Annotated in this window: 22 protein-coding genes and 1 tRNA gene; 19 read left to right on the top strand and 4 right to left on the bottom strand. The window is 72.2% G+C overall.

Going from position 1 to position 22,887, the window contains the following annotated elements; all coding sequences use genetic code 11:
* Window positions 1–14 precede the first annotated feature (14 nt).
* The 7 genes from Microterr_RS07935 to Microterr_RS07905 all read left to right on the top strand — a co-directional run bounded on the left by Microterr_RS07935 (window position 15) and on the right by Microterr_RS07905 (window position 5,509).
* Window positions 15–230 (top strand): hypothetical protein, encoded by a 216-nt coding sequence (locus tag Microterr_RS07935; protein ID WP_263798502.1) that lies wholly within the window; start codon window positions 15–17, stop codon window positions 228–230.
* Between the two features lie 3 nt (window positions 231–233).
* The gene (locus Microterr_RS07930) at window positions 234–518 is read left to right on the top strand and encodes a hypothetical protein (RefSeq protein WP_263798503.1); all 285 of its coding nucleotides are present in this window, start codon (window positions 234–236) and stop codon (window positions 516–518) included.
* A gap of 34 nt (window positions 519–552) precedes the next feature.
* Window positions 553–1,050 (top strand): DNA polymerase III subunit gamma/tau, encoded by a 498-nt coding sequence (locus Microterr_RS07925; RefSeq protein WP_263798504.1) that lies wholly within the window; start codon window positions 553–555, stop codon window positions 1,048–1,050.
* Between the two features lie 5 nt (window positions 1,051–1,055).
* Window positions 1,056–1,436 (top strand): bacitracin resistance protein, encoded by a 381-nt coding sequence (locus tag Microterr_RS07920; RefSeq protein WP_263798505.1) that lies wholly within the window; start codon window positions 1,056–1,058, stop codon window positions 1,434–1,436.
* 138 nt (window positions 1,437–1,574) lie between these two features.
* A complete protein-coding gene (gene serA / locus Microterr_RS07915) occupies window positions 1,575–3,179 on the top strand; it encodes a phosphoglycerate dehydrogenase (RefSeq protein WP_263798506.1) in 1,605 nt (534 codons plus the stop codon).
* A 15-nt stretch (window positions 3,180–3,194) separates the two neighbouring features.
* Window positions 3,195–3,947, top strand: coding sequence for an ABC transporter ATP-binding protein (locus Microterr_RS07910; RefSeq protein ID WP_263798803.1), 753 nt, complete (start codon window positions 3,195–3,197; stop codon window positions 3,945–3,947).
* Window positions 3,929–5,509 carry a transporter gene (locus tag Microterr_RS07905; protein ID WP_263798507.1) on the top strand — a complete coding sequence of 527 codons (1,581 nt, stop codon included), beginning with the start codon at window positions 3,929–3,931 and terminating at the stop codon, window positions 5,507–5,509. The genes Microterr_RS07910 and Microterr_RS07905 overlap by 19 nt, the downstream gene beginning before the upstream one ends.
* A gap of 5 nt (window positions 5,510–5,514) precedes the next feature.
* Here Microterr_RS07905 and Microterr_RS07900 read toward each other — a convergent pair whose 3' ends face one another.
* Complete coding sequence (locus Microterr_RS07900; protein WP_263798509.1) at window positions 5,515–6,060, bottom strand: TetR/AcrR family transcriptional regulator; 546 nt, start codon at window positions 6,058–6,060, stop codon at window positions 5,515–5,517.
* Window positions 6,061–6,124: 64 nt separating this feature from the next.
* Here Microterr_RS07900 and Microterr_RS07895 point away from each other — a divergent pair, with 64 nt between their 5' ends.
* The 6 genes from Microterr_RS07895 to Microterr_RS07870 all read left to right on the top strand — a co-directional run bounded on the left by Microterr_RS07895 (window position 6,125) and on the right by Microterr_RS07870 (window position 13,305).
* Window positions 6,125–7,678 carry an MFS transporter gene (locus Microterr_RS07895; RefSeq protein ID WP_263798510.1) on the top strand — a complete coding sequence of 518 codons (1,554 nt, stop codon included), beginning with the start codon at window positions 6,125–6,127 and terminating at the stop codon, window positions 7,676–7,678.
* Window positions 7,679–7,685: 7 nt separating this feature from the next.
* The gene (locus tag Microterr_RS07890) at window positions 7,686–8,738 is read left to right on the top strand and encodes a 3-isopropylmalate dehydrogenase (protein WP_263798511.1); all 1,053 of its coding nucleotides are present in this window, start codon (window positions 7,686–7,688) and stop codon (window positions 8,736–8,738) included.
* Between the two features lie 66 nt (window positions 8,739–8,804).
* On the top strand, window positions 8,805–9,899 hold the full coding sequence (locus tag Microterr_RS07885; protein WP_263798512.1) for a branched-chain amino acid aminotransferase: 1,095 nt from the start codon (window positions 8,805–8,807) through the stop codon (window positions 9,897–9,899).
* 71 nt (window positions 9,900–9,970) lie between these two features.
* Complete coding sequence (locus tag Microterr_RS07880; RefSeq protein WP_263798513.1) at window positions 9,971–11,230, top strand: WD40 repeat domain-containing protein; 1,260 nt, start codon at window positions 9,971–9,973, stop codon at window positions 11,228–11,230.
* Window positions 11,231–11,267: 37 nt separating this feature from the next.
* Window positions 11,268–12,035 (top strand): fumarylacetoacetate hydrolase family protein, encoded by a 768-nt coding sequence (locus Microterr_RS07875; protein ID WP_263798514.1) that lies wholly within the window; start codon window positions 11,268–11,270, stop codon window positions 12,033–12,035.
* Window positions 12,036–12,075: 40 nt separating this feature from the next.
* Window positions 12,076–13,305, top strand: a complete 1,230-nt coding sequence (locus Microterr_RS07870; RefSeq protein ID WP_263798515.1) for an MFS transporter — start codon at window positions 12,076–12,078, stop codon at window positions 13,303–13,305.
* 6 nt (window positions 13,306–13,311) lie between these two features.
* On the opposite strand, the gene Microterr_RS07865 is transcribed toward Microterr_RS07870, so the two are convergent.
* Window positions 13,312–14,376 (bottom strand): aminotransferase class V-fold PLP-dependent enzyme, encoded by a 1,065-nt coding sequence (locus Microterr_RS07865; protein WP_263798516.1) that lies wholly within the window; start codon window positions 14,374–14,376, stop codon window positions 13,312–13,314.
* Window positions 14,377–14,469: 93 nt separating this feature from the next.
* Here Microterr_RS07865 and Microterr_RS07860 point away from each other — a divergent pair, with 93 nt between their 5' ends.
* The 3 genes from Microterr_RS07860 to Microterr_RS07850 all read left to right on the top strand — a co-directional run bounded on the left by Microterr_RS07860 (window position 14,470) and on the right by Microterr_RS07850 (window position 17,125).
* The gene (locus Microterr_RS07860) at window positions 14,470–15,402 is read left to right on the top strand and encodes a LysR family transcriptional regulator (protein WP_263798518.1); all 933 of its coding nucleotides are present in this window, start codon (window positions 14,470–14,472) and stop codon (window positions 15,400–15,402) included.
* 56 nt (window positions 15,403–15,458) lie between these two features.
* Complete coding sequence (gene gltX, locus Microterr_RS07855; RefSeq protein WP_263798519.1) at window positions 15,459–16,982, top strand: glutamate--tRNA ligase; 1,524 nt, start codon at window positions 15,459–15,461, stop codon at window positions 16,980–16,982.
* A 68-nt stretch (window positions 16,983–17,050) separates the two neighbouring features.
* A tRNA-Gln gene (locus Microterr_RS07850) sits at window positions 17,051–17,125 on the top strand.
* Window positions 17,126–17,211: 86 nt separating this feature from the next.
* Here the strand turns inward: Microterr_RS07850 and Microterr_RS07845 are convergent.
* Window positions 17,212–19,095, bottom strand: a complete 1,884-nt coding sequence (locus tag Microterr_RS07845) for a YhgE/Pip domain-containing protein (protein WP_263798520.1) — start codon at window positions 19,093–19,095, stop codon at window positions 17,212–17,214.
* A gap of 217 nt (window positions 19,096–19,312) precedes the next feature.
* Here Microterr_RS07845 and Microterr_RS07840 point away from each other — a divergent pair, with 217 nt between their 5' ends.
* A complete protein-coding gene (locus tag Microterr_RS07840; protein ID WP_263798521.1) occupies window positions 19,313–20,158 on the top strand; it encodes a hypothetical protein in 846 nt (281 codons plus the stop codon).
* A gap of 5 nt (window positions 20,159–20,163) precedes the next feature.
* Here Microterr_RS07840 and Microterr_RS07835 read toward each other — a convergent pair whose 3' ends face one another.
* Window positions 20,164–21,072: a phosphotransferase gene (locus tag Microterr_RS07835; protein ID WP_263798522.1), complete on the bottom strand. Its 909-nt coding sequence runs from the start codon at window positions 21,070–21,072 to the stop codon at window positions 20,164–20,166.
* A 74-nt stretch (window positions 21,073–21,146) separates the two neighbouring features.
* On the opposite strand from Microterr_RS07835, the gene Microterr_RS07830 reads away from it, so the two are divergent.
* A complete protein-coding gene (locus Microterr_RS07830; protein ID WP_263798523.1) occupies window positions 21,147–21,929 on the top strand; it encodes a DeoR/GlpR family DNA-binding transcription regulator in 783 nt (260 codons plus the stop codon).
* Window positions 21,926–22,876, top strand: coding sequence for a 1-phosphofructokinase (pfkB, locus tag Microterr_RS07825; RefSeq protein WP_263798525.1), 951 nt, complete (start codon window positions 21,926–21,928; stop codon window positions 22,874–22,876). Before Microterr_RS07830 ends, pfkB begins: the two co-directional genes overlap by 4 nt.
* The last annotated feature ends 11 nt before the right edge of the window (window positions 22,877–22,887 follow it).

Below are 22,887 nucleotides of genomic sequence, written 5' to 3'. Positions count from 1 at the left end.
TCAGGAGACAGGACATGGATTCATACATGAGCTCCGTCGCGTACGCGCAGGCGGAGCGCCGCACACTCGACCTCGTCCGTGATCGAGCGCGGCAGCGCAGCCAGGCGGAGCGAGGGGTCACGATCGCGCCTGACCCGCCGCGGGTGTCTGCGCGGGTGCGCTTCGGCACCTGGCTGCGCGTGCACGCGCACCGGCGGGCGACGCCGGTTCCCGTGCTCCCGCGGGGCTGACCGATGGGCACGCGTTCATCGCTGCGGCGAGTGGCGCTCGGCCTCGTGCTGGCGCTGCCCGCCGTGGCGGGCGTGGCGGTGCCGGCATCGCTGTCGGATGGGCAGCCGGGGCCCGCGCCGCACCCCGCCGCCACGCGAGCGCCGGTGTGGCGCTCCGCGCCGAACTGGCCGCAGCTGCGGCTGTGCGCAGAGGATCGCGTCGCGCGAGCGGAGGCGGACTCCTTCGAGCGGGCGTGGGCCCGGTGCGTCGCGCTGATGTCGATCGCCGAGCGGGCCGGCGGCCGCTGAACGCACAGTCCTCGGGGCGGGCTAGCCTGGGTGGATGGCCCGCCCCGATGACGACGCTCTCAGCTGGGACGGCGACGACGATCCGACGCTCGACGTCGGAGCAGCGCCCGCCGCGCCCCGCAGCGACCTGCCGAGCGGCTACACCGCGGTCGGCAAGGGGGCTGAGTCGGTCGCAGCGGCGGGTGCGGCCTCCTCATCCGGCGTCGGCGCGGCACCCGTCGTCGCCCCGGCGGCCGGCCCCATGGGCAACGCCACGCTGATCACGATCGGCGTGCTCGGCGGCGTCTACGCGCTCTTCACGATCGGGTGGCTGCTCGGTGCGGGCCGGCTGCAGCTGATCGCCGACCTCTTCCTCGATCCGGTGGCATTCCAGGTGACGCGGTGGCTGGCCGTGCTGGCCGCGCCGCTGTGGTTCGGCACGGTGCTGCTCCTCACCCGCGAGAAGCCCGCGTGGATGCGCCTCGTGCTGCTCGCCGCAGGAGCCGTGCTGCTCGTGCCGTGGCCGTTCGTCCTCGCGGGGGCGGCGCTGTGAGCGGCATGAGCGGCGCTGCGAACGGCACTGCCGGCACCCACGGGCCCTCCGCCGGTGCCCGGCCCGCTCCCGCGCTGCCGGTGTGGCTGATCGCCGCGATCGCCGGGGTGTTCGCCCTCCTGTACGCGTTCGTGGTGTGGACCGCCCTCGGGTTCCTCCTCCAGCAGGCCGGCGGTGCGCAGGGACTCACCGGCTACGGATGGTTCGTGCTCGCCCTCCCGATCGCCTTCCCGGTCGTCGTGTTCGCGCTGGCCTTCGCCATCGCCTGGCGCCGCAGCATCCTGCCGTTCACGCTCGTGATGCTCACGGGACTCGCGCTGATCGCGGCGTTCTGGCTCGACGTCCTCGCCTACGCCGCGGCCTCGCCCTCGCTGTATCTGAGCTGACCGCGCGCCGTCACACGCGCAGGTGACCGGCGTCCGAGCGGCTAGAGTGTGACCTGAAAGCGCCCCGATGGCGTGCGGCGCACTCTCCAGTTCTCCCGGCCGCTGCGCGCGCGCCCTCGCTTCAAAGGATCCGCCTTCGTGCCAAAGCCTGTCGTCCTGATCGCCGAAGAGCTCTCTCCCGCCACGATCGACGCACTCGGTCCCGACTTCGAGATCCGCCACGTCGACGGCGCCGACCGGTCCGTGCTGCTCCCGGCTCTCGCCGAGGCGCACGCCGTGCTGATCCGCTCCGCCACCAGGATGGACGCCGAGGCGATCGCCGCCGCGCCCGTGCTGAAGGTGATCGCGCGCGCCGGTGTCGGGCTCGACAACGTCGACATCAAGGCCGCGACCACCGCGGGCGTCATGGTCGTCAACGCGCCGACGTCCAACATCATCTCGGCTGCCGAGCTGACCATCGGCCACATCCTGAGCCTGGCCCGCCGCATCCCGGCCGCGCACGCCTCGCTCGCCGACGGCCAGTGGAAGCGCAGCGCCTACACCGGCACCGAGCTGTTCGAGAAGACCGTGGGCATCATCGGCCTCGGCCGTATCGGTGCGCTCATCGCGGCCCGCCTGCAGGCGTTCGACATGCGCGTCGTCGCGTACGACCCCTACGTCACGAGCGCCAGGGCGCAGCAGCTCGGCGTGCAGCTGCTGACCCTCGACGAGCTGCTCGAGCAGAGCGACTTCGTCACGATCCACATGCCGAAGACGCCCGAGACCACCGGGATGATCAGCACCGAGCAGTTCTCGCTGATGAAGCCCACCGCGTTCGTCGTGAACGTGGCACGGGGCGGGCTCATCGACGAGGAGGCGCTGCACGCCGCCCTCACATCGGGCGAGATCGCCGGCGCCGGCCTCGACGTGTTCACGAGCGAGCCCCCGAAGGCCGACGGCACCGCGTTCGCGCTGCTCGGACTGCCCAACGTGGTCGTCACGCCCCACCTCGGCGCCTCGACGGATGAGGCGCAGGAGAAGGCGGGCGTCTCGGTCGCGAACTCGGTGCGGCTCGCCCTCGGCGGCGACCTCGTCCCCGACGCGGTCAACGTCGCCGGCGGCGTCATCGACCCGTACGTGCGGCCGGGCATCCCGCTCGTCGAGAAGCTCGGGCAGATCTTCGCGTCGCTCGCGCACTCGCCGCTCACCTCCCTCGACGTCGAGGTGCACGGCGAGCTCAACGACTACGACGTGAGTGTGCTCAAGCTCGCCGCGCTCAAGGGGCTGTTCACCAACATCGTGAGCGAGACCGTCTCGTACGTGAACGCGCCCCTGCTGGCCGAGCAGCGCGGCGTCGAGGTGCGCCTGATCACCGACGACGTCAGCGACGAGTACCGCAACGTCATCACGCTGCGCGGCGCCCTCTCGGACGGCTCGCAGCTGGCTGTCTCGGGCACGCTCACCGGCACCAAGCAGATCGAGAAGCTCGTCGGCATCAACGACTACGCGGTCGAGCTGCCGATCGAGCGCAACCACATCGTGATGCTCTACACCGACCGCCCGGGCATCGTCGCCGTCTACGGCCAGAAGTTCGGCGAGGCGGGCATCAACATCGCCGGGATGCAGATCGCCCGCCGCGCCGCCGGCGGTCAGGCCCTCTCGGTGCTGACGGTCGACTCGCCGGTCTCGGATGAACTGCTCGACGAGGTGCGCTCGGCCATCCAGGCCGATCTGTTCCGCCAGATCGAGATCACCGAGCCGTAGGTGGCAGATGCCCCGATGCCCGCGATCGAGCTGACCGGGCTGACCAAGCGCTTCGGCGAGAAGGTGGCCGTCGACGACCTGCACCTCACGGTGCCGGCCGGCTCGTTCTACGGTCTCGTCGGCCCGAACGGCGCGGGCAAGACCACCACGCTCTCGATGGCGACGGGGCTGCTGCGGCCCGATGCCGGCAGGGCGACGATCCTCGGCGTCGACATGTGGGCCGACCCGCTGCGCGCGAAGGGCCTCATCGGGAACCTCGCCGACGGCGTGAAGCTCTTCGACCGGCTCACCGGCGAGCAGCTGATCACCTACAACGGGATGCTGTTCGGTCTCGACCGTGAGATGGTCGCGCAGCGCACGGCCGACCTCCTGCGGCTGCTGGACCTCGAGAGCGCCGCGGGCACGCTGGTGGTCGACTACTCCGCGGGCATGACCAAGAAGGTCGCGCTCGCGTGCGCGCTCGTGCACGCGCCCCGCATCCTCGTCCTCGACGAGCCGTTCGAATCGGTGGATCCGGTGTCGGCGGCGAACATCCGGGACATCCTCACCGGCTTCGTGCGCGGCGGCGGAACCGTCGTGGTCTCCAGCCATGTGATGGATCTGGTGCAGCGCATGTGCGACCACGTCGCCGTCGTCTCGGCGGGGCGGGTCCTCGCGGCCGGAACCGTCGACGAGGTGCGCGGCGGGGGCTCCCTGGAGGACCGCTTCGTCGAGCTCGTCGGAGGACGCCACCACGCCGAAGGGCCGGAATGGTTGCGACGCTCGTAAGGCTGCGGCTGCTCGTCCTGGCGAATTCGCTGCGACGCAGCACCTGGCAGCTGGTCGCCACGGTCGTCGGGGGCCTCTACGCGCTCGGGCTCCTCGCCCTGGCCGTGGTCGGCCTGATCGCGCTGGGCGCGTTCGGGTCGCGCGCGCTGACCTCGACGATCATCGTGCTGGCGGGAACCGCTGTGACGGCCGGATGGGTGGTCTTCCCTCTCCTGCTGTCGGGCATCGACCAGACTCTCGAACCGGCGCGGCTCGCGCAGTTCCCGCTGCGGATGCGGACGCTGCTGATCGCCCTCACCCTCGCCGGACTGGTCGGCATCCCCGGCATCGTGACCTCGCTCGCGGGTCTGTCGACCGCGCTGGCCTGGGTGCGCATGCCCGCAGCGGCCGCGGCGGCCGTGGTGTGCGCAGCGATCGGGGTGGTCACGGCGGTGGTGGCCTCGCGCACCGTGACCGCGGCGACGGCGGGACTGCAGTCGAGTCGTCGTGTCCGCGAGCTCGGCGGTGTGCTCATCCTCATCCCGCTGTTCCTGCTCGGGCCGATCCTGATCGGGCTGATCGAGGGGATCGAGAACTCGGCGGAGGCCCTGCCCGCGGTCGCCACCGCGCTGGGCTGGACGCCCGTCGGCGCGGCCTGGGCGGTGCCTGGTGCGATCGCCGCCGGAGACGTCGGGGGAGCGGTCCTGCGCCTGCTGATCGCCGTCGCGACGCTCGTCGTGCTCGTCGCGGTCTGGCGGGCGGGACTGGCCAGGGCGATGGTGTCGCGCAGCGACGCGAGCGCGCGCCCGGTCTCGCGCGGCGCCCTGGGCGTCTTCGGCCGCGTGCCGCAGACGCCGGCCGGCGCGGTGATGGCCCGCTGCCTCACGTACTGGCGTCGCGACCCGCGCTACGCCCGTCAGCTGATCGTGGTGCCGCTGGTGCCGCTGCTGCTGTGGTTCTACGCGGTGCTCACCGAGACCGCCGACCTCGTGATGTGGAGCGGGCCGCTGATCGGCTTCACGCTCGCACTCACGCTCGCGACCGACATCTCGTACGACGGCACCGCCTTCGCGACCCACGTGATCGACGGTGTGCGCGGGCGCGACGATCGCGCAGGGCGGGTGGCCGCCCTCGCGGTCTTCGCGATCCCCTTCACGATCGTGCTCGCGGTGGTCGGCGTCGCCCTCGGCGGGGCGTGGGCGCATCTTCCGGCCCTGATGGGACTCTCGCTGGGATCGCTGCTGACCGGCTTCGGGGTCGTCAGCGTCTCGTCCGCCCGATTCGTCATGGCGGTGCCCGAGGCCGGCGGCAACCCGTTCCGCTCCGCGCCTGGCGCGAGCCTGACGACGGGACTGCAGATCTTCGTCGTGTGGGGCATCGTGCTCGCGCTGCTCGTCCCCACCATCGCGCTCGTCGTCGCCGACCTCTTCATCGGCGGGGCGCTGTACGGCTGGGCGGCGCTGGGCTGCGGCGTGGTGACGGGTGCGCTCGTGATGGTCGGCGGCATCCGCGCCGGCGGCGCGCTGCTCGATCGCACGGCGCCGAGCCTCCTTGTGCAGCTGCGGCGACTGCGCGGCGCCTGATCGCGTCAGTCGCGCGCAGCCCGCTCGACGAGGGCGATCAGGTCGTCCATCCCCGCGCCCGTGGGCACGGGCCCGGGGATGGCGCCGCCCTGCAGCGCATTGTTGAAGTAGAGCCCGTCGCTGACCAGCATCACGAGGTCGAGGGCCGCCGCATCCTTCGCGTGGGGTCGGAGCGCGTCCTCCCAGCGCCGGCGGATGTCGCGGAGCGTCTCGCCCGCAGCGGCGCTGCCGCCCTGCGCGAGCCGCGACACCGCGATGATCGCGCGATCGAGGGCGTCGTCCTCCATCGCCGACGACCGCAGGAAGTACGCGATCGGCCCCTCGTCGGCAGCCGAGATCTCCTCGATGTCCTCGTCGACGAGTGCGCGGAGTCGGTCGATCAGTGCCGTCTCGAGCGCGTCCTTGGAGCCGAAGTGATAGAGCAGGCCGCCCTTGGAGACGCCGGCCGCGCGCGCGGTGGCGTCCATGGTCGCGGCGCGCTCGCCCTCATCGACGAGGAGCGCCTCGAACGCATCGAGGACGCTCTCGCGGGCACGCGGCGGTCTGCTCATCTCGACACCATCCTGGCAGGGGACATCCTGGGCTGTTACTATACCGGCTGGACGGTACATAAACATGATGACTCTCACGCAGGAACTCACGATCGCCGACGCGCAGGGCCGACGCGTCGGCTGGCGCGGCTGGGCGGCGCTCGTGGTGCTCATGCTGCCCGTGCTGCTGGTGTCGGTCGACAACACCGTGCTCAGCTTCGCGCTGCCCGACATCGCGCTGGACCTGCAGCCGACCAGCGCTCAGCAGCTGTGGATCATCGACGCCTATCCGCTCGTGCTCGCCGGTCTCCTCGTCACGATGGGGACGCTCGGCGACCGCTTCGGACGACGACGGATGCTGCTCATCGGTGCGACCGGCTTCGCCGCCGTCTCGGTGCTCGCCGCGTTCGCGCCGACCGCTGCGCTGCTCATCGCCGCCCGCGCAGCAATGGGCGTCTTCGGCGCCATGCTGATGCCCTCGACGCTGTCGCTGCTCAGGAGCATCTTCACCGATCGGGATCAGCGACGTCTGGCCATCGCCGTGTGGGCGGCGATGTTCTCGGCCGGTGCGGCGCTCGGTCCGATCGTGGGGGGACTGCTGCTCGAGCACTTCTCCTGGGGATCGGTGTTCCTGATGTCGGTGCCGGTCCTCGTGCCGCTGCTCGTGCTGGCGCCGATCCTCGTGCCGGAGAGTCGCGATCCGCACCCTGGTCGCATCGACCCGATCAGCATCGCGCTGTCGCTGGCGACCATGATCCCGATCGTCTATGCGATCAAGGAGGTCGCCGTCCACGGCCTGGCGAGCCCTGCGCCGCTGCTGTTCCTGGTGGGTGCGGGCTTCGGGGTGCTCTTCGTGCGTCGTCAGCTGCGCGCCGAGACGCCGATGCTCGACATGCGGCTGTTCCGCCGCGGCAGCTTCAGCGGCGCGCTGCTGGTCAACCTGCTCAGCGTGGTCGCACTGGTCGGCTTCCTGTTCTACGTCGCCCAGCACCTGCAGCTGGTCATCGGACTGAACCCGATGAACGCCGGCTTCGCCCTCGTACCCGGCCTCGTGGCCATGATCGTCTCCGGGCTGATCGTCGTGCCGATCGCCCAGCGGGTCTCCGCACGGGTCGTCGTCCCCGTCGCCCTGGCCTTCTCGGTGCTGGGCTACGTGCTGGTCGCGCGGTCGACCGACCCGGGCGACGTCGGCCTGCTCATCGTCGCCTTCGTCGCGCTCGGGATCGGCATCGGCGCCGCCGAGACCGTCTCGAACGAGCTCATCCTCGCCAGCGCGCCACCGGACAAGGCCGGCGCCGCCAGCGCCGTCTCCGAGACCGCGTACGAACTCGGCGCCGTCCTCGGCACCGCCGTGCTGGGCGGCATCCTCACCGCTCTGTACCGTGCGAACGTCGTGGTGCCCGCCGGCATCCCCTCCGACGCCGCCGACGCCGCGCGCGAGACCCTCGCCGGCGCGATGGCCATCTCGCACGGCCTGGACACCGCGCTCGGGCAGACGCTGCGCGACGCCGCGGCCCACGCGTTCGACGCGGGGGCCTCGGTGACCGCGTACATCGGCGCGGGTCTCATCGTGCTCGCCGCGGTGATCGCGGCCATTACCCTGGGAGGAACCCGTCGGATCGAGCCCTCCCAGGAGTAGTTGAGCAATGTCGCGTGTCGTGAAGCTGGCCGTCATCCCGGGTGACGGCATCGGACCAGAGGTCGTCGCAGAGGCCGAGAAGGTGCTCGACGCCGCGACCGCGGGATCCGCAGTCCAGTTCGACAAGACCCGCTTCTCGCTCGGCGCGGCGCGCTACCTCGAGACCGGCGACACGCTCACCGACGACGACCTGGCAGCCATCGGAGGGCACGACGCGATCCTGCTCGGCGCGGTCGGCGGCGTGCCGGGCGACCCGCGCCTGAAGGACGCGAACATCGAGCGCGGTCTGCTGTTGAAGCTCCGCTTCGAGCTCGACCACTACGTCAACCTGCGCCCGTCGAAGCTGTACCCCGGGGTGCCCGGACCCCTCGCCGAGCCGGGCGACATCGACTTCGTCGTCGTTCGCGAGGGCACCGAGGGGCCGTACGTGGGCAACGGCGGCGCGATCCGCAAGGGCACGCCTCAGGAGGTCGCGAACGAGACGAGCGTGAACACCGCCTTCGGCGTCGAGCGGGTCGTCCGCTACGCGTTCGACCTCGCCGAGCGACGTCGGCAGAAGGTCACGCTGGTGCACAAGACGAACGTCCTCGTGCACGCCGGCGGCATCTGGCAGCGCCTCGTGACCGAGGTGGCGCAGGAGCACCCCGGCGTGGCCGTAGACTATCTGCACGTCGACGCGGCGACGATCTTCCTGGTCACGAACCCGGGCCGCTTCGATGTGATCGTCACCGACAACCTCTTCGGAGACATCCTCACGGACCTGGCCGGCGCCGTCACCGGTGGCATCGGCCTCGCCGCCTCGGGCAACATCAACCCCGACGGCGCGTTCCCCTCGATGTTCGAGCCCGTGCACGGTTCGGCGCCCGACATCGCGGGACAGCAGAAGGCCGACCCCACGGCCGCGATCCTCTCCACCGCCCTGCTGCTCGATCACCTCGGGCTCACGGACGAAGCACAGCGCGTCACCCGCGCCGTCGAGGACGACATCGCGGCGCGGGGCGACAGCATCCGAACCACATCGCAGATCGGCGACGCCATCGCCGCACTGCTGCAGCGATAGGCCGCACCCGCCCAGGCGTACCCTGAGGGGGACGCCGTCGCTCGCTCGAGACATCCAGGACGTGACATGACCCTCATCGACCCCGCACTCGCTCCGCTCGAGTTCGCCGTGACCCGCAACCTCGCCGCGAAGAGCCCCGCTCAGCGCGACGAGATCCTGCAGAACCCCGGCTTCGGCACCAGCTTCACCGACCACATGGTCGACATCTGCTGGTCGGTCCGGGGCGGCTGGCACCGCCCGCGCGTGCAGCCCTACGGTCCGATCACGCTCGACCCGGCGGCCGCGGTGCTGCACTACGGGCAGGAGATCTTCGAGGGCATCAAGGCCTACCGTCACGCCGACGGCTCGGTGCACACCTTCCGCCCGGATCAGAACGCCCGTCGTCTGCAGCGCAGCGCGCGCCGTCTGGCCCTGCCCGAGCTGCCGGAGGAGTACTTCCTGCAGTCGCTGCGGGAGCTGATCGCCGTCGACGGCGAGTGGGTGCCCTCCGGCGACGACCAGAGCCTCTACCTGCGCCCGTTCATGTTCGCCAAGGAGGCCTTCCTCGGTGTGCGGCCCGCTCAGAAGGTCGCGTACTACCTGATCGCGTCTCCGGCGGGCGCCTACTTCAAGGGCGGCGTGCAGCCGGTGTCGATCTGGCTCTCCGAGGACTACGCCCGCGCGGGCAAGGGCGGCACAGGCGCGGCGAAGACGGGCGGCAACTACGCGGCCAGCCTGCTTCCCCAGGCCGAGGCCTACGAGCAGGGCTGCGACCAGGTCGTCTTCCTCGACCAGGACGGCAACGTCGAGGAGCTCGGCGGCATGAACGTCATCTTCGTGTACAAGGACGGCACGCTGGTCACCCCGCAGTCGCCCTCGATCCTCGAGGGCATCACGCGCGAGTCGATCCTCCAGCTCGCACGCGACCGCGGCCACAAGGTCGAGGGTCGCCACGTGTCGCTCGCGGAGTGGCGCGACGGAGTCGCCTCCGGTGACATCGTCGAGGTGTTCGCGTGCGGCACGGCGGCGGTGGTCACTCCGATCGGCACGCTCAAGGGCAAGGACTTCATCGACGAGCAGCCGTCCGGCACGCTTGCGCTGTCGCTGCGCGAGGAGCTCACCGACATCCAGTACGGCCGTCGCGACGACCGGCACGGCTGGCTGGTGCGGCTCGACGCCTGACCGGCCCCTCCCCGGGCGCCGTTGCGGGCGATAGCATCGCCGCAGGCATCGAGCACCAGGGGAGTGGTCGCATGGGGGGAACGGATGCGGTCGCGCGGCGTCGGCGCAGCATGGTGCCGGCCGTGGTGGCCGGCGTCGTGGTGACGACGCTCCTGGTGCTGCCTCAGGTGGTGCCGCTGACGGCGTCCGCTGCGGAGAGGCCGGTGTTCCCGCGGACGGTAGCCGCATACTCGTGGTGGACGACGCCGCTCGCACCGGGGGATCTCGAGCGCGCGACCCTGATCTACCAGAACGGAGTAGGGGTCGAGTTCCTCGACGCCCCGCAGGCGATCGTGCTGGGCGACGACGGCAGCACCTATCGCCGGCTCACCGTCGCCGAGACCCGTTCCACTCCCACGGATCAGGGCGACCCCGCGCGCTCCGTGCTCGCGCCCGATGGGACGTTCGCCGTGGTGGCGAGCGGCACCGCGACCGGCGTGGTCACCGTCGTCGACGTCGGCGACGGGACGACGCGCGACCTCTCGATCGGGGCGGGGCGCACCGCCGTTCCCCAGAGCATCACGGCCGACGGCGGCACCGTGCTGCTGCTCGTCAGCGATGCGGAGCTGAGCCGGTACGCCAGCTTCGACTTCCGACTGTCGGCGTCGGTCGCGACCCTCGACCTCGCGAGCGGGGCGGTGCGTGAGCATCCGTCCGTCGACGGCGTGAACGCCGCATCCATCTCACCGGACGGCCGTCTCATCCTCGCCGACACGTCAGCCGGCTTCTTCCTGATCGACGTCGCGACCGGCGACGCTCGGCCCGTCGATGACCTCGGCTCCGGCTCGTCCGTCGGCGGTGCCGCCTTCTCGCCCTCCGGCGCGCGCATCGCCACGACGAGCATCACGGGGCTGCAGGTCGACGACCTCGCCCAGGGAGATTCCCGCTCGTGGCAGCTCGACGGACTCGACGTCGCCGTGGTGCTCGGCTGGCGTGACGACGACACCGTGCTCGTGCAGGGCCTGACCGGCGGCGACGCGAACACATCCGCGCTGGCCTGGATCGACGCGACGACCGGAGAAGCGGAGGTGTTCAGCACCTACACGCCCGACCTCACCGGCGCCGCCATGTGGATCTCGTCGGCGGCCACCGGACTCATCCCGGAGTGGACCGTCGCCGACACCCGGAACGACCGCGGCATCCTGCCGATCGTGCTCGCCCTCGGTGCGGGGCTCGTCGCCGGGCTGTTCGCGTGGCTGCTCACCCCGCGCCGGCGTGCGGCCGTGACCACCGAGGCGCCGCAGGCGGCCGAGAGTGTGCAGCGACAGGCGGAGCGGGCTTCCGCCGGCTGACCCCGCCCGGTCGCGGCCGCCTGAGTAGGCTGAGCGGGTGAGAATCGCGCGCTTCAGCCACAATGACGCCATCAAGTTCGGGATCGTCGACGAGGGCGAGTTGGTCGTCCTGGCGGGCGACCCCATGTTCGCCGGATTCGACACGACGGGCGAGCGCGTGCCGCTGGCCGACGTCGCCCTGCTCGCGCCGGTGATCCCCCGCTCGAAGGTGGTGTGCGTGGGCCGCAACTACCGCGACCACGCCGCCGAGCTCGGCAACGACGTGCCGGCGGCCCCGATGCTGTTCTTCAAGCCGAACACCTCGGTCGTCGGCCCCGGCGACGCCGTCGTCCTGCCGGCCGGCTCGGACTTCGTCAGTTTCGAAGGGGAGCTCGCCGCGGTCATCGGGCGGATCGCGAAGAACGTGCCGGCCGAGAACGCGCTCGACTACGTGTTCGGCTATGCGATCGCGAACGACCTGACCGCGCGCGACTGGCAGAAGTCCGACGGGCAGTGGGCCAGGGCGAAGGGATTCGACACCTCCTGCCCGCTGGGCCCGGCGATCGAGACCGAGTTCGACGTGGACGGACCCGCCGTCATCACGACCCGACTGAACGGCGAGGTCCGCCAGCAGGGTCCCATCAGCGACATGATCTTCTCGCTCGCCGACGTCATCGCCCACGCCTCGGCGGCCTTCACGCTGCTGCCGGGCGACGTGATCCTCACCGGAACGCCCGCCGGGGTCGGTCAGATCGTCGCGGGCGACACGGTCGAGGTCGAGATCACCGGTCTCGGCATCCTCCGCAACACCGCCCGTGGCGCCTAGCGACGCAGGTCGCGACGCACGCGCCGACAGCCTCACGCCGGTGGCGGTGGCCGGCGTGCAGCGTCGCACCGTCGCCGTCCTCTCGGTGGGACAGATCCTCGGCGGTCTCGCCTTCGGGGCGACGATCTCGCTGGGCGCCGTGCTGGCCGCGGAGATCTCGGGCGATGAGGCGTACTCCGGACTCGCCGCCGCGGCCGTGACGCTCGGCACCGCCGCCGTGGCGGTGCCGCTGGCGACACTCGCGCGCCGGCGCGGTCGACGTCTCTCGCTCGCCGTCGGCATGACGGTCGCACTCGTCGGCGTCGTGCTCGTCGTCCTGGCTGCCGGCCTCGCCTCGTTCCCCCTGCTGCTGGCGGCCTTCGGCCTCGTCGGCGCCGGCCAGGCGGCGAACCTGCAGTCGCGGTTCGCCGCCGCCGATCTCGCGACCGACGCGACCCGCGGGCGAGACCTGTCGATCGTCGTCTGGGCGACGACGATCGGCGCCGTGCTCGGGCCGAACCTCACCGGCCCCGGCGAGGCGCTGGGCGACGCCGTCGGCATGCCCCCGCTGACGGGTCCGTATCTGTTCACCGTGATCGCGCAGGTCTTCGCCATCGCCGTCTACCTGCTCGCGCTCCGCCCCGATCCGCTGCTGCTCGCGCACGAGGTCGTCGCGGCGTCCGACGCGTCGGCCCGCACGGCGATCGCGAAGCCCGACCAGCCGGCCGTCGCCCGCTACGCGATCTTCGCGGTGGCAGCCGCGCACGGTGTGATGGTGTCCGTGATGGCGATGACCCCGGTGCACCTCCTGCATCACGGCGCATCGCTGTCGATCATCGGACTGACGATCAGCCTGCACATCGCCGGCATGTACGCGCTGGCGCCGGTGTTCGGCCTCCTGGCGGACCGACTGGGACGCATCCCGACCATCGTCGTGGGGCAGGTCATCCTGGCCGCCGCGCTCGTGACGGCATCGTTCGGGCAGGAGTCCACCGGCGCCGTGACGATCGCGCTGGTGCTGCTCGGCCTGGGCTGGAGCGCGACCACGGTGGCCGGTGCAGCGCTCCTCACCGAGGCATCGTCCGAGGCGCGGCGGACACGCCGCCAAGGCCTGAGCGACCTCACGATGAGCCTCGTCGGCGCGATCGGAGCGATCGCCGCGGGCCTCGTGCTCGCGTGGATCGGATACGGCGGTCTCGCGCTCGTCGTCGGCGTCGCCGTGATCGCCACGGTGCTGCTCGCACCGTTGGGGCGCACTCAGCGGGTTGCCGCCGACGCGCGACGCGTGTGACGCAGGTCAGCGTCCGATCGCCGCCGCCGCCCGTGCGACGTCCGCGAGGTCATTGAACACGTGGAACGCGACACGGGCTCGGCCCGCGCGCCCCGACGCCGTGATCCCCGCTGCGGTGAGGCGCGCGAGGTCGTCGCCCGTCGGATCCGGCCAGGTGACGATCGCGCTCTTCCGCATCGGCGCGGCCACGCCGATGCGGTCGAGGAACGCCCCGGCGAGGCCGGTCGTGTGACGGTGGAGCGCGTCCTGGTCGGCCGCGGCGAACAGGGCGAGCGCCGGCTCAGCCCCGACGAAGGCCTGCCAGGCCGGCGACACGTCGAAGCGGGTGGCATCGGGGGCCAGCTCGACGCCGCCCCCGTAGCATGAGGCCCACGGGTCGCTGCCGGCATACCAGCCGGCGAACAGTGCGGGCATGTCCCGCTCGAGCTCCGGCGAGACGGTGAGGAACGAGACACCGCGCGGTGCGCAGAGCCACTTGTACGCGTGGCAGATGACCGCGTCGAACCGTGCGGCGCTCACCGGCAGCCAGCCGATCGCCTGCGTCGCATCGCACAGCGTCCGCGCTCCATGGGTGGCGGCCGCGGCGATGATCGCGTCGGCGTCGGCGACCTCGCCGGTCGCCGACTGGACGAGCGAGAACACCACGAGCGCTGTGCCTGGGCGGATCTCGTCGGCGAGCGCGGTGAGGGGTGCGGTGCGCACCCGCAGGCTTCGGTCGGCGTGCACGAACGGGAGGACGATCGACGAGAAGTCCCCTGCGGCGATCAGCACCTCGGCACCGGGGGCGAGCGAGGCGGCCACGAGCGCGGCGGCGACGGAGCTCTGCGATCCGATCGCGACGCGGTCAGGCCCGACGCCCGTGAGTGCGGCGAAATGACCCCGCGACCGCTCGACCGCGGCGGTGTAGGCAAGGGGATCGGGGCGGCCGTGGGCCGCCGCATCCAGATCAGCGATGACGGCCGCCCTCGTCGCGCGGGTCGGCAGACCCACCGTGCAGGCAGCCAGGTAGCCGCTGCCGCCGTCGAACGCGGCGCGTGCCGCGTCGATCGTCAGAGGAGCGGGGGACTGCATGCTCCCAGCCTCACCCGATGCCACACATTCGTCTACCCGAGGTATTGCATCACATTCATAGGCATGCGTTATGGCAGCGGATAGGATACGGCCATGCCCGATCTCAGCGATCCCGACATCGATCCGCGCGCGCTCCGCGTCATCAAGGCGGTCGCCGATCAGGGCTCGATCACGGGAGCCGCCGCCCTGCTCGGGTACAGTCAGCCGGCCGTCAGCCAGCAGCTCAAGCGCATCGAGCAGCAGCTCCAGGTCCCGATCATCGAGCGGGTGGGTCGCGGTGTCCGCCTGACGGAGGCGGGACGCGTGCTCGCGCGGCATGCGGGGGCGGTGACCAGCGCGCTGGAGGCTGCAGCGGGCGAGCTCGCCGAGCTCCGCGGGCTGCGGGCAGGGCGGGTCAGGCTCGCCGGCTTCCCGTCCGCCTCGGCGACGATCATTCCGCGACTGCTCGCCCGGCTCGAGGCCGAGCACCGTGGCGTCGCGGTCACCTATCTCGAGGCGGAGCCGCCCGAGGCCGTCGAGGCGGTGCGTGAGGACCGCGCCGACATCGCCCTCACCTTCAGCTATCCGGGGGATCGCGACGATCCGCACGGTCCGAGCGCGCGGGGCCTGTCCGTGCGGGCGGTCGGACGCGACGACCTGCTCGCGGTCCTGCCGTCGGGGCATCCGGCGGCCGACGGCGAGGCGGTCGACGTCGCCGCGCTGGCCGGTGAGAGCTGGATCGCCGGGTGCCCGCGCTGTCGGGGGCATCTTCTCGAGTCCTGCGCGCGGGCGGGGTTCGTGCCGCGGATCGCGTTCGAGACCGACAACTTCGTCGCCGTGGAGGGTCTGGTGGCCCAGGGCATCGGCGTCGCGACGCTGCCGCGCATGGCCGTCGAGTCGTTCCCGCAGCTACCAGGCGTCGTCACGCTTCCGCTGCCGCCGGAGGAGGCCCGCACGATCCATGTCGTGACGGCGCACGGCGCAGATCGAGTGCCGGCGATCCGCACCACCCTCGCCGCGATCGAACGGCTGGTCGCGCGCCACTGAGGGCAGCGCTGAGGGCACCCGGAGCGCAGCGCGTCGCCCAACTAGACTGGGCGGCGATGTCTTCTTCACCGGATCCCCGCACCACCACCGCGACCGGCGCCGATGTGCGCGTGCGCTTCTGCCCCTCGCCGACCGGCCTGCCGCACGTCGGCATGATCCGCACCGCCCTGTACAACTGGGCGTACGCGCGGCACACCGGGGGCAAGCTCATCTTCCGCGTGGAGGACACCGACGCGGCTCGCGACAGCGAGGAGAGCTACCGCCAGCTCGTCGACGCGCTGACCTGGCTCAAGATCGACTGGGACGAGGGCGTGGAGGTCGGCGGACCGCACGCGCCGTACCGCCAGTCCGAGCGCCGGGAGATCTACGCCGGTGTGCTCGAGCAGCTGATCGCCGCCGGCGCGGTCTACGAGTCGTACTCGACGGCGGAGGAGATCGACGCCCGCAACGAGGCAGCCGGACGCGCGAAGCAGCTCGGCTACGACAACTACGACCGCACGCTCACCGATGAGCAGCGTGCCGCCTTCCGCGCGGACGGTCGTGAACCGGCGTGGCGGCTGCGGGTGCCCGATCACGATCTGACCTACGTCGACCTCATCCGCGGGTCGGTGACCTTCCCGGCCGGATCGTTCCCCGATTTCGTCGTGGTGCGCGCCGGTGGACAGCCGCTCTACACGTTCACGAACCCCGTCGACGACGCTCTCATGGGCATCACCCACGTGATCCGCGGCGAAGACCTCATGCCCTCGACCGCGCGCCAGCTCGCGCTGTACTCCGCGCTGATCGACGCCGGTGTCACCCCCTTCGTGCCCCGGTTCGGCCATATGCCGCTCGTGCTCGGTGAGACGGGCACGAAGAAGCTCTCCAAGCGCGACCCGCAGGCCGATCTCTTCCTCCACCGGGAGCGCGGCTTCATCCACGAGGGTCTGCTCAACTACCTCGCCCTGCTCGGCTGGTCGATCGGCCCCGACCGCGACGTATTCAGCCTCGACGAGTTCACCGCGGCGTTCGACATCGCCGACGTGAATCCCAACCCGGCCCGCTTCGATCAGAAGAAGGCGGAGTCGATCAACGGCGATCACATCAGGATGCTGGCGCCCGAGGACTTCGCGGCGCGGATCGTCCCGTACCTCGCCGCCGCTGGCGTCGTGGGGGAGGAGCCCACCCCGCAGGAGTCGGCGATGATCGCCGCCGCGGCTCCGCTCGTGCAGGAGCGCGTGCAGGTCCTCGGCGAGGTCCCCGGCCTGCTCGGATTCCTCTTCACGAACGACGTCGACTACGCGGACGACGCCCTCGGCAGCCTGCCCGCGAATGCGGCAGAGGTGCTGGTCGCCTCGGTCGCCGCGCTCGAGCTGGTGCCGGCGGATGAGTTCACGGCCGCGGCCGTGCAGGAGGCGCTCAGTGGAGCGCTGATCGACGGCCTCGGACTGAAGCCGCGGGTCGCGTACGGCCCGCTGCGCGTCGCGCTCAGCGGCCGGCGCATCTCGCCGCCGCTGTTCGAGTCGATGGAGCTGCTTGGCAAGTCCGAATCGATCCGGCGCCTCGGCGCACTCGTCGAGGCGCGACCCGCCGAAGGGTGAGTCTCAGTTTGGCCGAGGCCGTCTGATCGCGTAGACTCGATCTTCGGCACGACCTCGGTCGAACGCCTTGGGGTATGGTGTAATTGGCAACACGGCGGTTTCTGGTACCGTTGTTCTTGGTTCGAGTCCAGGTACCCCAGCCACAGAAAAACCCCCGCTCAGGCGGGGGTTTTCTGTTTGGCTGCCCGGCTTCCCGGGCCCGGCCGTGCGGCCGGACCCGAGACCGCGGTCAGGCCGTGGCGAGCTCGCCGCGAGTGCGGAACCGCACGCGGTGCACCGCCCAGAGGGCGATTGCGATCGCACCGGCAGCGGCGATGATCAGCATCCAGGGCAGGATCATCGGCACAGCGCCCGAGGCGCCCGCCGACAGCTGGTCCGAGCCGTCTGCGATCTGGCCGTTGCCATCGCTCAGCGTGGCTGCGCCGGCCGACAGCTCGGCCGAGCCGTCGGCGAGCTGCACGGAGCCGTCCGCCAGGGTGACGGTGCCGGCGGCGAGGGTCGCGAGACCCGCGTCGAGGTCGCTGGCGCCGTCCGACAGCTTCGCGGTGCCCTCGGCGAGCGAGCCGGCACCCGTCGACAGCGAACCAGCGCCGGTGGCGAGGTTCTGGGCGCCCGACATGAGCCGGAGCGAGCCGTCGCTGAGGCGGAGCGTGCCGCCCGCGATCGTGCCGACGCCTGCAGCGAGCTCGCCCGACTTCGTCGAGAGGCGGTCGCCGCCGGCGACCAGTTCGCCCGCCTTGAGCCTCAGCGTGGAGAGGCCGCCGCTGACGGTGGCCGCACCGGCATCCAGCTTCACCAGACCGTCGGCGAGGGACTCGCTGCCGACGGCGAGGCCGGCCGTGCCGGCGGCGAGGTCGGTCGACCCGGTCTTCAGCTGGCCCGACGCGGCGGCGAGCTGGTTCGTGCCGCTCGCGAGGGTGGCCGCACCCGTGACGAGCTGGGCGAGCCCCCCATCGATGGACGCCGCGCCCGTGGCGAGCTGAGTGAGACCACCCTCGAGCTCGCCTGTCTTGGTCGCGATCTGCGCGGCACCGCCGGAGACCGACTGCAGGCCCGCGTGCAGGGTGGCGACGCCATCGCGTGCGGCCGCGGCGCCGTCGCTGACGTCGACCGCCCCCGTGTGCAAGGTGCCCGCGCTCGTGGCGAGTGCGCGCAGCTGGGCAGCGGTGACGGCAGGGCCGCCGTTCTCGAGGCTGGTCGCGAGAGCGGCGAGGGTGGACTGCAGGTTGCCGAGCCCGCCCGAGACCTGTGCCGCGCCTCCTGCGAGCGTCGCCGTGCCGGTCTTGAGCGTGGCGGCGCCGGCCAGTGCGTCAGCGGCTCCGCTGCTGAGCTGGCTTGTGCCGGCCTTGAGCTGGGTTGCGCCGTCGCGTGCCGAGGCCAGCCCCGCGTTCAGCGATCCTGCACCGGCACTCACGGTGGTGAGTCCGTTGCGCACCGAGATGGCGCCGTTGTTCGCCGAGACCAGGCCGGCGTCCAGCTGTGTCATGCCGTTCTTGAGCTTCGTGGCGCCGGTGTCGATCTGGCTCGCGCCGTCGAGGAGCTTGGTGGCACCATCGGCTGCGTCGTCGAGACCGCCGGCAACCTGTGCCGCGCCGTCGTCGAGGCGGCTGATGCCGTCGTCGGCCAGGTGGATGCCGTCGGCGAGGCGGCCTGCGCCGTCAGCGAGCAGGTTCGCACCGGCCGAGGCCTTGGCCGCGCCGTCGCGCAGCTGGATCGCGCCGTCGCGGTTTGCGACGGTGCCGTCGGCGAGCGCCTGCGCGCCCGCGCCGAGCGTGACCGCACCGGTGGCGAGGGCGCCTGCGCCGGCGGCGGCGCTGCTGGCGCCGTCAGCCACCTTCGTCGAGCCGGCGTGGGCCGAGTCGGCACCCGCCTGCAGCTGGGCGGCGCCGTCGGACAGATCGCCCGCGCCGTCGGCCAGAGTCGTCGCGCCTGCGGCCAGCTCGTGCGAGCCGTCGTCGGCCTGCGTCGCGCCGGACGCCAGCTGCGCCGCGCCGTCGGCGATCTTCGCCGTGGTGGCGATGTAGAGGAAGACCATCGCTGCCAGCAGGACGCTGAGCACGATGACCGTGACGCGCATGCCGGTTCCGTGCGCGTGGGTATCAGTTCTCGTCATTGAGACTCCAGGGGGTCGCGCCTGCGTGCAGGCGTGCGGGTGTGCTCCCAGGGGGAGAGTGAGCCGACGCTAACAGGAGAGGGGTGCTCGAACCCGCATCGGCGACGCAGTCCTTCGGAGAGACCCAGTGTCAGGTCGAGTGAAACCGCGGATTGTTGTAGCCGATCTACAAAGCGCGTCGGCGCACCCGCGCGGTTGTGCCGTCGATAATGAGGGAATGGATGCACCGCTGCCCCTGGACGCCCGCGCTGAGCTCGCCGATCTGCGCCGGCGCGCGTACGGTCCGGACGCGGACATCCATGCGGATCCCGCCGCACTGGCGCGACTCCGCGAGCTGGAGGAGAAGGAGCGAGTCGCCGCGGAGGCGACGGCCACGGCGCCCGCTTCCGCAGCTGCGGCAGCCGACGATGCCGGCGCGGCAGCGGCAGACGCCACCGCAGCTCCGGCCGCTGCGTCCACTCCGGCATCCGGTGCGCCTGCATCGGCCGCGTCCGGCACCGCGACCATGCCTGCGTCGGACCCCGGCATCGCGTCGGGTGCGTGGGAGAGGGCCGCCACAGGACAGAAGACGCCCGATGACGCACCGCCGGCGGCGCGTTCCTGGTGGCGCCGCCTTCCGCTCTGGGTGCTGCTCGTCGCCGCCGGCCTCGTGGGTATCGCGATCGGCGCGGGCCTGCCCCGCCTGTTCACCGCGCCGCCCGCCGCCACCCTCTCGCCGGTCGACATCGACGAGGTCGGAGGAGAGTTCCTCGGTGCCGACGGTCTGGAGTTCTTCGGCCTCGACGAGGACAGCCTGGTTCCCTACGAGGAATACGGCGACTCGCGACCGTGGGCCGGCGTGAACTCGAGCGGTGCCCGCTGCATCTTCATCGCGGTCAACGGCCAGTGGATGGACGGCGGCTGCACCCCCGCGGGACTCCCGCCGACCGCGGAGTACGTCGCTTACGATGAGGCTGCCGCGGTGCGCTCGGGACTTCCGATCGGCAGCGTGGTGAGGTACGTGCAGCGTCAGGACGGCCAGATCGAGGTCTGGGAGGCCCCGGCCGCCCCGTCTGATTCCTGAGCCGCTCAGGCGTCCGAGGCGAGCTCGGTCAGCGCCTCGGCCCCGATCGCCGCATAGTCCGGGTTGTCGTCGCTGTGATCGAGCAGGATCGCTCCGATGGCCGCCGCCCACCCTCGTGCGCGCGTCCAGGTTGCCGCGTCGTACGCGTCGCGCAGCGCGCCGGTGAAGATCGCCCGACCCGCCGGATCGAATGCCAGCCAGCCCACCGCCAGGTCGTAGGCGGGGTCGCCCGCCGTCACGTCGCCGAAGTCGATCATCGCGACGAGCCTTCCGCCGTCTGCGATCAGGTTGCCGGGGTGCAGATCACCGTGGATCCACACGGGCGGCCCGCTCCACGGCGTTGCGGCAAGCGCATCCGCCCAGGCCGCGCGAGCGGCGGCGACCTCACCCGGTGGGGCCGCGCCGGCGGCGGCGACCGCCGACAGCCGCGCGCCCACGCTGTCGGCGCGGGTCTGCAGCGGGAGGCCGCGCACCGGATTCACGGGGGCGTCGCCGGGCGCGACCACATGCAGCGCGCGCAGCGCGCCGGCCAGCGCGCCGGCCCACGCCGCCCGGGCGGGGCGAGGCACATCGATCCCGCGCGAACCGGGGAACCAGGGCACGATCGACCAGCTCCAGGGGTACCCGCCGCCGGGCCGGCCGGCGAAGACGGGCGTCGGCACCTCGACACCGGTCGCGGCCACCGCCGGTCCGATGAGGGGCAGGGCGCGCTGCTCGTGCCGCACCAGCGGGGCGGCGAGCGCGCGACGGGGGAGCCGGACGGCGCGGGTGTCACCGAGCCGCCAGACCGAGCAGTCCCAGCCGTCCGCCGCGTGGCGGAGCGGTTCCTCCGCCAGGTGCGGAGCCTGCTCCTCCAGGAGCGTCCGGATCAGCCGCGCGTCGATCGGCAGTTCGGCAGCGGGCTTGTCCGGCATCCCCCGACTCTAGGCGGACGCTTGTGACTATGTGGGAACGTGTTGTATTGTGTGGGAATCCAGAGAGGGATCCGATGTACGCAATGGAGCGCCAGACGCTGATCGAGCAGGAGCTCGTCGATCAGGGCCGTGTCAGCGTCGTATCACTGGCCCGTCGATTCGACGTCACGACGGAGACCGTCCGGCGGGATCTGGCTCAGCTCGAGAGTGCCGGTGCGCTGCGTCGCGTGCACGGGGGAGCGGTCGTCGCGGAGCGCTCGAGCACCGCCGAGACGCCTCTGGCCACCCGGATGCGCCACGCGGGCGCCGCGAAGAGCGCCATCGCCCGGCGCTGCGTCGAGCTGCTGCCGCCCGACTTCCACGGATCCCTCTACCTCGACGCGGGCACGACCACCGCGGCGATCGCGGCCGCCCTCGCGACGCGCCCCTCGGGGGCGCGCCCGATCGACATCGTCACGCACTCGATGGCCCTCGCGCACGCTCTCGCCGGAGCGCCGGGGATCGGGCTCACCGTCATCGGCGGCCGCGTCCGGGGCATCACCGCGGCGGCGGTGGGGGCCGACACGGTCCGGGCCATCGAACAGCTTCGGCCCGACATCGCCTTCGTCGGCGTGAACGGCATCTCCGCCGGCTTCGGGCTCAGCACCCCCGACCCGGACGAGGCCGCGGTGAAGACGGCGATCGTCGCCGCCGCGCGCCGCACCGTCGTCGCCGCCGACGCGGGCAAACACGGCAGGGAGCTGCTCGTGAGCTTCGCGCCGCTCCGGGCCGTCGACGTGCTCGTCACCGACGTGGCGCCCGCCGCCGACCTCGCTGAGGCCCTCGCCGACGCCGACGCGGAGGTGCTCGTCGCATGATCGTGACCCTGACGGCCAACCCGTCCCTCGACCGCACCATCGTCCTCGCCGACGTCCTTCGCCCGGGCGACGTGCAGGCCGCCGCGGGCTCCCGCGAAGACGCCGGCGGCAAGGGCATCAACGTCTCCCGCGTCGTCGCGGCCGCCGGCATCCCGACCCTCGCCGTGCTTCCGCTTGCCGACGACGACCCGTTCGACGCCGCGGTGCGCCACGCGGGCGTTCCCGCCCTGCGCGTGCCGGTCGCCGGACTCACCAGGGCGAACGTCACGATCACCGATCCGGCGGGGACCACCACCAAGCTCAACCTCGCCGGGGCGACGCTCGACGCCGCGGAGGCGACGGCCGTCATCGACGCGGTCGTCGCCGCGTCCGCGGATGCCGATTGGCTCGTGCTCGCCGGTTCCCTTCCGCCCGGGGCCGGCGACGACTTCTACGTCCGTGTCGTCGCGGCCGTCCGTGCGGCGGGGCACACGCCCAGGATCGCTGTCGACGCCTCGGGGCCCGCACTCCGCGCCGTGGTCGAGCACGCGCACGTCGACCTCATCAAGCCGAACGACGAGGAGCTCGCCGAGCTCGCCGGCGTCGATCTGCGGCCGGACGAGGATGCCGCAGCCTCCGTGCTCGCCGTCGCCCGGGGGCTGGTGCCCGACCGCGTCGCGGCCGCCCTGGTCACCCTCGGCGCCGCCGGGGCCGTGCTCGTGACGGCCGAGGGGGCATGGCAGGGCAGCCCACCGCCGATCGAGGTGGCGAGCACCGTGGGCGCCGGCGACAGTTCGCTGGCCGGCTACCTGCTCGCCGAGGTCGCCGGTGCGCCGGCGCCGGACCGGCTCCGCAGCGCCATCCGCTACGGCGCGGCCGCCGCGTCCCTCCCCGGCACGCAGGCGCCCACTCCCTCAGACCTCCCGTCGGGCGACGTGCCCGTGCGGGCGCTCGCCCACCGTCCATGAACACCGTCAGG

Source organism: Microbacterium terricola, from assembly GCF_027943945.1.
GTDB lineage: Bacteria > Actinomycetota > Actinomycetes > Actinomycetales > Microbacteriaceae > Microbacterium > Microbacterium terricola.
Note: the sequence above shows the minus strand (reverse complement) of the source record. Positions and strands in the feature narration are given on the sequence as shown.

Coding starts and splice junctions, on each gene's coding strand:
- Microterr_RS07890 (WP_263798511.1), top strand. CDS start 7,686: ATGTCGCGTGTCGTGAAGCTGGCCGTCATCCCGGGTGACGGCATCGGA.
- Microterr_RS07830 (WP_263798523.1), top strand. CDS start 21,147: ATGTACGCAATGGAGCGCCAGACGCTGATCGAGCAGGAGCTCGTCGAT.
- Microterr_RS07860 (WP_263798518.1), top strand. CDS start 14,470: ATGCCCGATCTCAGCGATCCCGACATCGATCCGCGCGCGCTCCGCGTC.
- Microterr_RS07865 (WP_263798516.1), bottom strand. CDS start 14,376: ATGCAGTCCCCCGCTCCTCTGACGATCGACGCGGCACGCGCCGCGTTC.
- Microterr_RS07935 (WP_263798502.1), top strand. CDS start 15: ATGGATTCATACATGAGCTCCGTCGCGTACGCGCAGGCGGAGCGCCGC.
- Microterr_RS07835 (WP_263798522.1), bottom strand. CDS start 21,072: ATGCCGGACAAGCCCGCTGCCGAACTGCCGATCGACGCGCGGCTGATC.
- Microterr_RS07925 (WP_263798504.1), top strand. CDS start 553: ATGGCCCGCCCCGATGACGACGCTCTCAGCTGGGACGGCGACGACGAT.
- Microterr_RS07930 (WP_263798503.1), top strand. CDS start 234: ATGGGCACGCGTTCATCGCTGCGGCGAGTGGCGCTCGGCCTCGTGCTG.
- Microterr_RS07880 (WP_263798513.1), top strand. CDS start 9,971: ATGGGGGGAACGGATGCGGTCGCGCGGCGTCGGCGCAGCATGGTGCCG.
- Microterr_RS07910 (WP_263798803.1), top strand. CDS start 3,195: ATGCCCGCGATCGAGCTGACCGGGCTGACCAAGCGCTTCGGCGAGAAG.
- Microterr_RS07895 (WP_263798510.1), top strand. CDS start 6,125: ATGATGACTCTCACGCAGGAACTCACGATCGCCGACGCGCAGGGCCGA.
- Microterr_RS07885 (WP_263798512.1), top strand. CDS start 8,805: ATGACCCTCATCGACCCCGCACTCGCTCCGCTCGAGTTCGCCGTGACC.
- pfkB (WP_263798525.1), top strand. CDS start 21,926: ATGATCGTGACCCTGACGGCCAACCCGTCCCTCGACCGCACCATCGTC.
- gltX (WP_263798519.1), top strand. CDS start 15,459: ATGTCTTCTTCACCGGATCCCCGCACCACCACCGCGACCGGCGCCGAT.
- Microterr_RS07905 (WP_263798507.1), top strand. CDS start 3,929: ATGGTTGCGACGCTCGTAAGGCTGCGGCTGCTCGTCCTGGCGAATTCG.
- Microterr_RS07900 (WP_263798509.1), bottom strand. CDS start 6,060: ATGAGCAGACCGCCGCGTGCCCGCGAGAGCGTCCTCGATGCGTTCGAG.
- Microterr_RS07840 (WP_263798521.1), top strand. CDS start 19,313: ATGGATGCACCGCTGCCCCTGGACGCCCGCGCTGAGCTCGCCGATCTG.
- Microterr_RS07845 (WP_263798520.1), bottom strand. CDS start 19,095: ATGACGAGAACTGATACCCACGCGCACGGAACCGGCATGCGCGTCACG.
- Microterr_RS07920 (WP_263798505.1), top strand. CDS start 1,056: ATGAGCGGCGCTGCGAACGGCACTGCCGGCACCCACGGGCCCTCCGCC.